Annotated in this window: 8 protein-coding genes; all 8 read left to right on the top strand. The window is 59.6% G+C overall.

Features of this window, described 5'->3' with window-relative positions; genetic code table 11:
- The first annotated feature begins 102 nt into the window (after positions 1–102).
- The 8 genes from FY528_RS03345 (at position 103) to FY528_RS03310 (ending at position 12,494) form a co-directional block, all read left to right on the top strand.
- Positions 103–495 carry a hypothetical protein gene (locus tag FY528_RS03345; protein ID WP_149069572.1) on the top strand — a complete coding sequence of 131 codons (393 nt, stop codon included), beginning with the start codon at positions 103–105 and terminating at the stop codon, positions 493–495.
- A gap of 110 nt (positions 496–605) precedes the next feature.
- Complete coding sequence (locus FY528_RS03340) at positions 606–2,054, top strand: hypothetical protein (RefSeq protein WP_149069571.1); 1,449 nt, start codon at positions 606–608, stop codon at positions 2,052–2,054.
- A gap of 73 nt (positions 2,055–2,127) precedes the next feature.
- On the top strand, positions 2,128–2,514 hold the full coding sequence (locus FY528_RS03335) for a hypothetical protein (RefSeq protein ID WP_149069570.1): 387 nt from the start codon (positions 2,128–2,130) through the stop codon (positions 2,512–2,514).
- Between the two features lie 80 nt (positions 2,515–2,594).
- On the top strand, positions 2,595–6,065 hold the full coding sequence (locus FY528_RS03330; protein ID WP_149069569.1) for a hypothetical protein: 3,471 nt from the start codon (positions 2,595–2,597) through the stop codon (positions 6,063–6,065).
- A gap of 205 nt (positions 6,066–6,270) precedes the next feature.
- A complete protein-coding gene (locus FY528_RS03325) occupies positions 6,271–7,767 on the top strand; it encodes a hypothetical protein (RefSeq protein WP_149069568.1) in 1,497 nt (498 codons plus the stop codon).
- A 140-nt stretch (positions 7,768–7,907) separates the two neighbouring features.
- A complete protein-coding gene (locus tag FY528_RS03320) occupies positions 7,908–9,368 on the top strand; it encodes a hypothetical protein (RefSeq protein WP_149069567.1) in 1,461 nt (486 codons plus the stop codon).
- Between the two features lie 129 nt (positions 9,369–9,497).
- Entirely contained in the window at positions 9,498–10,193 is a 696-nt protein-coding gene (locus tag FY528_RS03315) for a hypothetical protein (protein WP_149069566.1), read from the top strand.
- A gap of 87 nt (positions 10,194–10,280) precedes the next feature.
- Positions 10,281–12,494, top strand: a complete 2,214-nt coding sequence (locus tag FY528_RS03310; protein WP_149069565.1) for a prolyl oligopeptidase family serine peptidase — start codon at positions 10,281–10,283, stop codon at positions 12,492–12,494.
- Positions 12,495–12,555 lie beyond the last annotated feature (61 nt).

The raw sequence follows: 12,555 nt of genomic DNA, 5'->3' as shown, positions 1-12,555 counted from the left end.
GCCCCGTCGCAACCGCGCCGCGTACACTATCCGCGGCCGTTTGCCGTTTCATCTCCCCGCGTTCCTCTCTCCTAACTCATTCCCGCGTTTCCCTCAGCTTCTATGAAAGCCCTGTTCCAGACCATCTACGAACTCATCGGCCAGCCCCAGCCGCCCGCCGATACGCCCGTATACCGCGACGTTATCTTCCCCAACCTGGGGCTGCTCAACTGGGGTTTGTCCCTGGCTTTGGTGCTGCTTTTTTACCTGGGCATCAACCGCGCTATGGGCGTGGCCACCTTCAACAAAGGACGCCATTGGGGCATCTTTCTGGCGCTAAATGCAGTGCTGGCTTTTGTTATCACCCTCTGGCAGACTAGCGCCCAGCAGGCCACCCAGCACAGCTACATCTACTGGCTGGCTACCTGGAACGCGGTGCTGAGCATGCTCTGGTTTTTCCTGTTCTCCCTGCTGCTCAAGCGTACCTCCACCAACGCGAGTACCACCCCATTTTAATTTAGAAGTCAGAAATGAGAGCTTAGAACTGAGACTCGTTTTAATACTTAGAACGGCACTTTGGTAAATCTCAGATCTAATCTCTTCTATCTAAGTTCTTCCCTGCACTCATGGCTAAACTGTTTTTATTCGGCATCGGCGGCACGGGTTCCCGCGTGATTCGCTCGCTCACCATGCTGCTGGCTTCGGGCGTAGAGCTGCCCAACTGCGACCGGGTGGTGCCCATCATCATCGACCCCGACGCCCACAACGGCGACATGAACCGCACAGTGGCCTTGCTGCAAAGCTACCAGCAGGTGCACCGCCGCCTAGGCCAGCAGGAGGAAGGCTTCTTCAAAACCGACATCAGCACGCTGAGCAACATCTCGGCCGATGCCAACGGCGGCGTGAAGGATACCTTCATCTTCGACTTCGGCGGCATCAACCAGAGCTTCCGCCAGTACCTGCACTACGACCAGCTTTCCGTGGACTCGAAAGCCATGGTGGAGCTGCTATTCACCCAGGACAACCTGGAAAGCCCGCTCACCATCGGCTTCCGCGGCTCGCCGAACGTGGGCTCCGTGGTGCTGAACAAGGTAGTGGAAAGCCCGGAAATGCGGTTTTTCGCCGACAACTTCCAGGAAGGCGACCGGGTGTTCTTTGTGTCCAGCATCTTCGGTGGTACGGGCGCGGCCGGCTTTCCGCTGCTGCTCAAGAACCTGAAAGACTCGAATACCCGCCTCAGCAACGCCCGCTACCTGCGCGAGGCGCTGACCGGCGCCGTGACGGTGATGCCCTATTTCGCGCTGCAGAGTGAGGAAAACCAGGTTATTGACTCCAATAACTTCCTGACCAAGACTAAGGCGGCGCTCAGCTATTACGAACACAACCTGCCGGGCCTGGACGCGCTGTACTATCTCGCCGACACGCCCGATACGCCCTACGACAACCAGCCCGGCGGCACCCAGCAGAAAAACAAAGCCCATCTGATTGAGCTGCTGGCGGCCCTCAGCATCGTGGACTTCATGCAGTACTCTGATGCCGAGCTGCGCAGCGGCGCGCCTCACTTCCACGAGTACGGCTTAGGCGGTGACTCAATGGAGGTGCAGTTCGGCCACCTCCCCGATGAAACCCGCGAGCTGGTAGCCAAGCACCTCACCCAGATGCTGTACTTCTCGCGCTACCACAAGCAGCACCTGCCCACCGACAAGGCCCCCTACCACGACAATCTGAAGCTGGATTACGCCCTGCGCAACGAGCCCATCTTCCGGGAGCTGAACAACCTGCTGCACAGCCCCGATTTCGGCATAGACCAGTGGCTGCAGGAACTCGCCCAGAACCGCCGCGCTTTCCGCCCCTTCGACCTGAACACCGATGATTTCAACGCCATGATTGCCGGCAAGCCGGTGGAGAAAAAGTGGAACGACTTCTTCAATAAAGGCCTCAGCCACAACTGGCTGCTCGATAACCTCAACAAAGCCGACAAGTCCATCAACGAGCCCGACAACTTCAAGAAGCTGCTGGCCCTGTTTTACGATGTGACTGACAAGGCCTTCGAGGAAAAGGTGAAAGTGGTGTAAGCGTTAGCCGCTAGGCCGTCATGCTGAGCGGAGTCGAAGCATCTCTACCGCTTCGTTTAAATGACTTTTACTCTTGAAAATGAATGTAGATGGGTATAAGCGGCTTAAGGAACAAAGCAACGGTCTTGCTTTCTCTACACTTACTACTACTCTCAAACTCTTAGAAAAAGATGGTAAGCCTGAATTAGCCCAGCGCATTGCCGATATCCTCGCAGACGAAGAAATCGACAAGCCAAGTCAGCATGATAATCAGAACAAGCACGCTAGTTTCTGCTATGTCAGTCTTCCTGATGAGGATATTGAAAGCATCATTTCAATGCTCTGCGGCTTAGAGGTAAATGCACTTGACAACGAATATCAAACAACTGCTTCTGCCTCGTTCTACGCGTCATTACTAGATAACTGGAACGACTTACTTCTTCAACAAAGCGGTAGAGATGCTTCGACAAGCTCAGCATGACGCGCTCTTGATTTCTGACTGTCTTCTCCCGCCGCCCCACCGCTTTTCTACTGCGGTTCCATTAACCAAGCAAACTAAGAATGGCTAAAGTCCTTCGCCTGCACAATAACGGGTCCCAGCAAGTACAAGGCTGGCAGAAAACCGCCCCCGTCACCAGTACCGAAATCAATACCGTAACGGACCCCACGGGCGGTAAGGCCCGCAATCTGGCCATCAGCATCCCAACGCCGTTTGCGCGGATGCACCTGTTTGAAACGGCGTTTGACTTTCTTGCCCGCGAAGGGCAGCGCAACCCCGGTTCGGTGTACCACGAGCTGGTGACGCACTACTGGGACTTGCTGGAGCTGCTCTACAACTTCCACCTCTACTCCCAGGCCGGCCGCAAAATCACGCTGCGTCGTTGGAACACGGAGGCCGAAATCCGGAAGATGCGCAGCGAGGAAGGCACCCGGCTGCTGGGCGAAACCTTGCAACTGTTCTTCCAGGACCAGCGCTTCCAGGGCTTCTCCGACATGTACCTCATTTTCTATGAGTCGCCGGAGCTGGCGGGCGGTCCGCGCCTGCTGGGGGGCACCTCGCCACTCACCCTGTTATTTACCGGCCCGGCCGTGAAGCCGCTGGACTTGGAGCGCCCGCAGGCCCGGGGGCATTACTTTGATGGGCAGACCGTCTTGCTGGAGCAGCGCGACCCGCAGTTTCAGGAGTTTGTGTACGAGCTGTTCCTGGCTTATCCGCAGCTGCGCGGCCGCGAGTTTGCCGGCAGCGTGTACGCCGCCCTCGACCGCACCCGCATCAACCAGATGCAGATGCAGGGCGACCGGACAGCCCAGCAGTACCAGAGCCGCTTCCCGGCGTTGCCCGATGCTCAGGGCAACCTGGTAACCGTAAAAGGCGTGCCGCTGCCCGGCCGCGCCGACCAGTCGGCCGTGACCAGTTCCGACCTGTTTATTCAGCCCACGCGTGAAGCCGGCACCGGCCGTCCGCGCCCGTTGGTACTGCGGCCCAACCTGACGATGGCCGGGGCTAACTACCTCAATGGCCAGCCTTGGGACGACCGCACGCCCGTGCCCTACCACGATGAGCTGGCGCTGGAAAGCCGCGTGCTGCCCGGCAAAGGCTTCAAGTATCCGTATCTGACCGTTGGCGACTTCCTGGAAGACTCTCTGGTGGAGTTGCCCTACGAGCTGAACACCCAGCGCTACCACACCGGTAAAGTAACGTTCCAGTACGGGGCCGATGGGCAGGGACGGGCCCGTTTTCCCTACCTGCTGCCGCTGCGCCAGGCCTTCTTCGAGTACTTCACGGAGCATGAGCTGGCTGAGCTGCTCACCTTCACCATTGACCTGAACCACGTGCGTGTGCAGCTGCGGGTGCCGGTGCAGGGTGGCCGCTTTATCACGTTCGAGCGCAGCTACTACACCAACCCGCAGAACCCGAAGGACGCGCAGGGCCGCGAGATTCTAGAAAAAGGCCGCATCGTGCGGGCCAACGTGGGCGTAGGTATTTTCCCGTTCTACGTGTTCCGTCAGCAGCCCGAGTACAACGACTTGTACAAGGTAATGCTAGTGGATGCCGATAACTCGCCCACCATGCTGCAGCGCCGCTACGAGCTGGCCTTCTTTGCCGGTGGGGAGCGGATAACCGACCAGGGAGCCGCCCGCCGCGCTACCCGTCAGGAGCGCACCACCAAGAGCGTGGCTAGCGCCGGTAGCACCTACTACGAAATCACCGGCACCCACTTCGATATTGCCGAGTTGACCTGCCCACCGGCTATACTGGGCGCTGCCCCGGCCCGGGGCTTGGTAGTGCCGCGCTGGCGCGAGCTGGAGCGCGGCACCCGCCGCTTCACGTTTGCCGTCGACTTTGGTACCACCAACACCCACATTGCCTACGCCGACAGCCCCCGGGCGCATCCACGTCCTTTCACCATTGGCGAGGCTGATGTGCAGGTGGAATGGCTGCACGCGCCGTTGCCCGATGCGGGGCAGTCGGCTACGCAGCGCTACCGCTCGGGCGCCGGGCAGCTGCAGAGTGATGTGGCCACGCTCCAAACCCGCGAGTTTGTGCCCAGCTTTATCGGGGAAGGCGGCTCGGCGTATGAGTTTCCGATTCGGACGGCCGTGTGCGAAACTACCAGCTTCGCCAACGAGCCGGCCAAGGTGCTCAGCAACATCAACGTGGGCTTCAGCATCAACACCGAAACCCTCCCGGAACTGCCCCAGAACCGCTTTGTGACGAACCTGAAGTGGTCGGCGGAGCTGGACCCACAGGGCGTGTCGCGCATTGAGGCTTTTTTCAAGGAAATGCTGCTGCTCATGCGCCACAAGGCGGCTTTGCACGGGGGCATTCTGGAAGACACCCGCGTGGTGTGGTTTGCCCCGCTGAGCTTTGACGGCTTTCTGCGCAATCAGTTCCAGCAGGTCTGGGACGAGAAGTTTCAGGAGGTATTCAAAGTGCGCCGCTCTACCATCTGCCTTACCGAATCGGTGGCGCCGTACTACTACCTCACGGCCACCAACCAAGTAGTGCCCAACCGCGACGAAAACGTCATCAACATCGATATCGGCGGCGGTACTACCGACTTGCTGGTGTTTGCCGACCAGCACCCGGCCTTCAGCACCTCCTTCCGCTTCGCCGGCGACGACCTGTGGGGCGACGGGTACGCCCGCGTGCAGGGGGCGCCCAAGCAAAACGGCCTGCTGCGCCTGGGCGTAGCTCACGCCGAAAGCCTGCCCGACTCGGAGCAGAACCAGGAGTACAAAGGCTACCTCAACGCGGCCCTGCGCAACGCCGACTTCGGTTCGGCTGACGTGACCTCGCTGCTGTTCAAGTACGATGATGCGCTCCGCTTCTCGCAGGCCCTGGGCCTGGGCAAAGGGCGGCAGCTGCGGGTACTGTTCTACCTGCACTACACCAGCATTATCTACCACACCGCCCAGCTGGTGCAGCACCTCGGCCTGAAAACGCCGCGCTACCTCTGCTTCTCCGGCAAAGGCAGCCTGTACCTGCGCCTTCTGGCCGGGGGCAGCAACCTGGGGGCCATTGAGAAGATTACGAAAGCCATTTTCCAGGCTGTAACCGGCGCCGAGCCACCCCACAACTTCCGCGTGATTCTGGCCGACAACCCCAAGGAAGCCACCACCAACGGCGGTGTGCTCTACGAAGACGGCGCCTCCACCGCCGACTACGACCGGATCAAGCCCGTGAAGTTCACCGGCGCCCCGGACTCGGGCGAAATCGGGCAGCGCCGCCTCAAGCTGGCCCAGGTAGATGCCGACCTGAAAGCCCAAGTGCTCGACAACGTGCGTAACTACTTCACCTTGGTACTGGAAGGCGACGAAATAGCGCCCTACATGCGCGAAGTTGGCGTAGATGTGGATCGGCAGCGCGTGAAGGACATCTTGCTCCGTGAAATCGAAGACAGCCTGAGTCTGGGCCTGCACCAGTTCCAGCGTCTCTTGTCAGCCGATGAAACCCTGCCGGAAACGCTGTTCTTCCTCCCGCTGAAACAGGCACTGTACAATCTGAGCCGGGAGCTGCAAGCCGGATGATTCTCAAGCCAGCCCGTCATTCCGAGCGAAGCCGAGGAATCTCGCTAGTGTGGTAAATCCTGACGTAACGGTTGAGATGCTTCGATAAGCTCAGCATAGCAATACCGTTATAACGTCAGCCTATGAGATGTATCGGCTGCGCTCAACATAATTGACACGTATTGCTGCTTTCTTACGTCGCGCCCTCTTTTTGCCTCTGAAACCTATGAATCTTTACCGCCGCGCTGTTTCTCTTCTTTTCGGTCTGTTACTCCTGGCCGCCAGCAGCCACGCCCAAACGGCCCTCGGGCAGCCTACGCTCGACGAGCAGAAGGTGCAGATCTGGTGCGCTACCATCAAGTTCGTGTATGACGACACTGGGCGGCCCAACCTCAAGAATAGCCTGCAGTGTGGGGGCTCGTTGAAGGCGCTGGAAAACAGCATCAAAGCCGACAGCCAGCGGGTGTACAGCGCCTTGTATCAGCCGCTGGAAGGCCGGGGCGTGATGTACAAGGGGCTGGGTTCGGATAAGTCGCGGGTGCAGAAGCTGGCCACCGAAATCATCAACCGGCTGAAGTCCTCGCCGGCCCGTCGCAGCAATCCGGCGCGTATGCAAGCTGTGGAGGCCCTAGCCGCGCAGCTGACTGGCTACGTGCAGAACGGCACTCCGCCCACCGAGGTAGCCGCTACGGCGGCCGAAGCCGCCCCCGATACCACCATGACGGAGGAAACGGCCGCGCCCGTAAGTGAGGAGCTAACGGCCGACAATACCGTAGCCGCCGCGCCGGCCCGCAGTGGAAGTGGAGAGAGCCTGATGAGCAAGTTCTTCGCCCCGCTGGCCCTTATTGTATCATTGCTGAGCTTGTTTCTGTACGTGCTCATGCGCCGCAGCCTGGATGGTTTCCAAAAGGAGCTAAGCAGCCGCATTGATAAGCGCCGGGAGGAAATTCAGGCTCTACAAACCAGTCCCGGTGTGGGTGGTAGCTCGGCCTCGGCCCGCCTCACACCCGAACTGCGCCAGCAGATTGAGTTGCTGGTGCAGCAGCGTGTGGCCGAAGAACTAAGCAAGCGCCCAGCAACGCCTGTAGCCACAGCCGCCCCGCCTCGCCAGAACTCCAACCAAAACCAGCGGCCGAATACCGGGCAGAATCAGCCGCAAGGCCGCCCCGTGGAAAAGCCCCGGCCAGCTCCCGCCCCTGTACCACAATCGGCACCAGCACCTGCTCCAGTAGCAGAAGCTCCGGCACCAGTGGTTACGCCGTTTGCGAACATCAGCGAAGCGCCTTCCGCCTATGAAGCCCCCACTGCGCAAACAAATACGCCGGTAACGAACGACAGTGATGAGTTCAACAGTCTCGTGCCACCCGTGCAGCTGCCCGCACCGGAGCGTCCTGTAGCGCCGGTGCCGGCTCTGCGATACGTGAAGGTGCCCGTGAACGGCGGCTTCAGTGAGTATGATCTGTCCGATCAGCCCCAGCACGACAGCATCTACCAGATCAGCCTCAACCCGCAGAACCCCGACATGGCTACGTTCCGCGTGAACCCGAATCCCGCTGTACACGCCTATGCCATCCAGAGTGCCCAGTATTCTTTGCGCGAGGCCTGTCGCTACCAACAACCAAGCGGGGCGGTGTCGCGCATCGTTACGGAGGAGGACGGTACGCTCCGCCGCGTCGGCAGCGCCTGGCAGATCGAGCAGAAGGCCGGTATCCGGTTTGAGTAACTCCCTTTTGGCATCCTGAGCCTAAGCGAAGGACCTTATCACGGCTGCACGAATCGCGTAATAACGGCTCGTACTAAACGTGGTAAGGTCCTTCGCTGTGTTGAGGATGACACGTTAAGAATGCCGTTATTTACTGTTCTATGCTGGAAATCATCCTCGAACTGGTTGTTGTTTTCGTTGTACTGGGGTTGCAGGTGCGTGAGTTTCTGCAAACGCGGGCCCGAGCCCGGCGGCTGGAGCAGCTCTATCCCGAGCGCAGCGCCCTGCGCGTAGAGCGCCGCCTCGTAACGCCCGATGGCCGTGACCTGCCCGACTACGCCGCCGACGCCCCCGCCGACTCGTTTCTGGCTGATATGCTGAAGGCCGAGCCGGCCTCCACCGACTTTCACGACATCCTGCTCGATACCAACGAATACCTGCGCCACAACAAAGGGGCCGCTTCGGACTTCGATATTCTCAAGGACATTTCGGAGCGCCGCAGCGAGGTACTAGACAATGAAGTACAATCTGGAGTGGCTACGCCGCTGTACCTGGGCTTGCTGGGTACCTTCTTGGGCGTAATACTTGGGTTAGTGGGCATTGCCCGCAACGGCGTTTCCGACGAAAATGCCCTCACGCCCTTTCTCACCGGCGTGCTCATTGCCATGACGGGCTCCTTCGTGGGGCTGCTGCTGACGCTGCTGGGCCAGGGCCTCGTGCGCCGGGCCCGGCGCAGTGTGGATGAGCGTCAAAATCAGTACTACACCTTCCTGCAGGTAAAGCTGCTGCCCATTCTGCACTCGGATATGGCCGGCTCGCTCACCAACCTCAAGTCGGTGCTTGATGCGTTCAACCAGCAGTTTGTGGGACAGATTGAGCTGTTCAACCCGCTGATGCAAAAGGTGACGGAGAACATCCGGGTGCAAAGCGAGTTTCTGGAGCGCCTCGATACCATCGGCTACGACAAGATGGCGGCGGCCAATATTGCCGTGTTCGAGAAAGTACGGGAGTCGGCCGAAATGTTCAGCCAGTTCACCGGCTACCAGCAAAAGCTTAACCTGATGCTGGCCGAGGGCACTAGCACCGCCCACAGCGTGGCTGGCATCCTGGACCGCCTGCGCGGGTTCGAGCGGGGCATCAACGACCTGGGCCAGTACATCGGGCAGAACGACAACCTCATCCAGCACCAGCTCGACTTCTTCCAGCGCCATCAAAAGGAAATGGATGCCCTGCGCGGCCGCACCGAGCAGTACTTCGACCAAGCCAGTCTTTCTCTCACCGACCTGATGCAGAAGCGCCTGCAGTACCACGAGCGCGACGCCCAGCAGGCCTATGAAAAGTGGGGCGAGTACTTCCAGCGCATCAACCAGGACAATGTATTTGAGCGTATCATGCGCCAGCTCGACCCACTTAAGAGCGTGGATGCCAACCAGCAGGCCCTGAGCCGCGACGTAACGGCTACCCAGCGCGAGCTGCTCCGCAAGGTGGAGCTGGACTCCCAGATTCAGGCCAAGCTGCTCTCGGAGCTTTCCAACCTGAATACTGTGCTGGTAAAGGCAACCTCCAAAAACCGTTTCCAGCGGTTTATGGACAAGCTCTTCGGCGGCGTGCGGCCCCAATAGTCAATACAGGAAGGAGAACGTCATGCTGAGCGCAGCCGAAGCATCTCTATTGCTTCGTTGAACAAACTAAACGTATGCGGTAGAGGTGCTTTAGCTGCGCTCAGCATGCCCCCGTATTAATCATCTACCATGAACAACTCCTCCAAAAGCCGTGAATCCAACGACTTCTTCTGGCCCAGCTACGTGGACTTGATGACGTCCTTGTTCGTGGTGATGCTGGTGCTGTTCGTGTATAGTTTCAAGCTGTTCAAAGACCGCGAAAAGGAGCTGAAGGAGGCCAACGGCGAGCTACGCGCCAAGGCCGTGGAGCTGGAGCAGATTCAGCGCATCCGCGAGTCGCTGCGGCGGCTGGAGGGCCGCTACTTCCGCTACGACGCCACCAATGAGCGCTACGAGCTGAAGCTGGATGTGCAGTTTAAAGCCGGCCGCGACGAAATTCAGGAACGCGATAAAGCGGCGCTACTGGCTGCCGGGCGCCTGCTGCAAAAGCAGCTGCGCAGCCTCAGCGCCAGCTCCCGCGCCCAGAACGTGCGCTACCTCGTAATAGTGGAAGGCATGGCCGCGCGCTACCTCTACGACGACGCCCGCACCCGCCGCGACGAGCAGTTTGCTTACCAGCTCAGCTACCGCCGGGCCCTCAACCTGCTCAACCTGTGGCGGCAGAACGGCCTGAACTTCAGCCAGGATAAAAGCATCGAGCTCATCATTGGGGGCAGCGGTTTTTACGGCACCGGGCGCTATCCTTCCGTAAAAGGACAGGAGGAGCGGAACAAACGCTTCCTGATTCAGGTAATTCCCAAAGTAGGGCGGATGCAGCGGCTCTAGTGGAGGCATTGGCGGCGGATAATGCCGAGCTGTTGCCTTGCCGTAGCTGCTCTCCGTCCGTCTGTCCCGCCCTTCTTCCCACCCGCTATGCGTACTTTCCGCTTACCCGCCGTTCTCCTGCTTTCCTCCGCGGCGGCCCTGTCGGCTTGCACTGCTACCGTGCCGGGCTCCGCTTCAACTGCTTCTTCCGTGACCAACGCTTCCCTTGCCGCCCGCCACCAGGTAACGGGCTACCCCGCCGCCCGCAAGTCCAATCATACCGACGACTACCACGGCACGCCCGTCACCGACCCCTACCACTGGCTGGAAGACCCCGACTCGCCCGAAACCAAAGCCTGGGTCACGGCTGAAAACAAGGTCACGTTTGATTATCTGGAGAAGATTCCGTTCCGGGACCAGATTCGGGCGCGGCTCACGCAGATGTGGAACTACGAACGGTACGGCGTGCCTCAGCGTGAAGGCGACTACCTCTACTACCAGAAAAACGACGGCCTCCAGAACCAGGCCGTGCTGTACGTGCAGAAAGTGGGGGAGGAAAAGGAAGAGGTTCTGCTCGACCCCAACAAGTTCTCGGCTGATGGTACCACGGCCCTGTCCGGCACCTACTTCTCGCCCGACCACCGCTACTTGGCCTATGCTACGTCTGGCGGGGGCTCCGACTGGCAGAAGCTGCATGTGCTGGACCTGAAAACGCGGCAGCCGCTGAAGGATGAGCTGGAATGGGTGAAGGTTTCGGGCGCGGCCTGGGCTGGCAACGGCTTCTACTACAGCCGCTACGATGCGCCCAAAGCCGGGGAGCATCAGTTGGCCGGCAAAAATGAGTTTCACAAGGTGTACTTTCACCAGCTGGGTACGCCGCAAAGCGCCGATAAACTGGTGTACGAAGATGCCAAAATGCCCCTGGGCTTCCGCTACGCCGGCACCACCGACGACGAGCGTTTCCTTGTCATCTACCTCACCGACGGCAAAGCCGATGGCAACCGCCTGCTCGTGCGCGACCTGCGCAACTCCCGCTCCGCCAGCTTCCAGGCCATTGGACAAAATTACGAGCACAATCACTCCGTAATTGGCAACGTGGGCGGCAAGCTGCTGGTGCTCACTAACTACCAGGCCCCGCGCTACCGGGTCGTCCTCGTTGACCCAGTTAAGCCCCAGGAAACTAACTGGCGGGACGTGCTTCCCCAGGCAGAGGATAAGTTGGAGGAAGTAGCCCAAGTGGGCGGCAAGCTCATTGCCACGTACCTGAAGGATGCCAGCAGCGCCGTGAAGGTGTACTCCGCGAAAGGAGAGTTTGAGCGGGATGTGGTGCTGCCGGCCCTCGGTACCGCCAGTGGCTTCGGCGGCCGGCCCAACTCGCGCGAGGTGTACTACGCTTTCACCTCCTTTGCTTACCCCACTACCATCTACCGCTACGATTTAGCCAGTGGCCAAAGCACGGTTTTTCGCAAGCCCACGGTGGACGTAAATCCCGACGACTACGTGGTACAGCAAATGTTCTACGCCAGCAAGGACCACACGAAGATTCCGATGTTCATCGTGCATCGGAAGGGCATGAAGCTGGACGGGCAGAACCCCACCTACCTCTACGGTTACGGCGGTTTCAACGTGTCGCTCACGCCCAGCTTTAGCATTGCCCGCATGTTGTGGTTGGAAAACGGTGGGGTGCTGGCCATACCCAACCTGCGGGGTGGGGGCGAGTATGGGGAAGCCTGGCACCAGGCCGGTATGACACCCCGCAAGCAAAACGTATTCGATGACTTTATTGCCGCCGCCGAGTACCTCACCATCCAGAGCTATACCACGCCCGAGCGGCTGGCCATTGCCGGCGGCTCTAACGGCGGCCTGTTGGTAGGTGCTACCATGACGCAGCGCCCCGACGTGGCCCGCGTGGCGTTTCCGGCGGTGGGCGTGATGGACATGCTGCGCTACCAGAAGTTCACTATTGGCTGGAACTGGGTGCCGGAGTACGGCACTGCCGATAACTACGAGCAGTTTCAGAACCTCTACAAGTTCTCACCTTTGCACAACCTGCGGGCCGGCGTGGAGTACCCCGCCACGCTCATCACCACCGCCGACCACGACGACCGGGTAGTACCGGCGCATTCGTTTAAGTTTGCGGCTACCCTGCAGGCTATGTATTCAGGGACCGAGCCCCAGCTTATTCGCATTGACGTAAACGCCGGTCACGGCGCCGGTAAAAGCACCAAGCTGCTAATTGAGGAGTGGGCGGATATCTGGTCGTTTGCGTATTACAACATGGGGCTGAACCCCTACGGCAAGGGGCAGCCCCTTGCCAAATGATATAACCCGACCCGCTTGCGTTGCTGCACGTATAGGGGTTTCCGACCCGCGTGTGTATCTT

Origin of the sequence: Hymenobacter lutimineralis (assembly GCF_008271285.1) — a bacterium.
Lineage (GTDB): Bacteria > Bacteroidota > Bacteroidia > Cytophagales > Hymenobacteraceae > Hymenobacter > Hymenobacter lutimineralis.
This window is presented reverse-complemented; position numbering and strand designations above follow the sequence as displayed.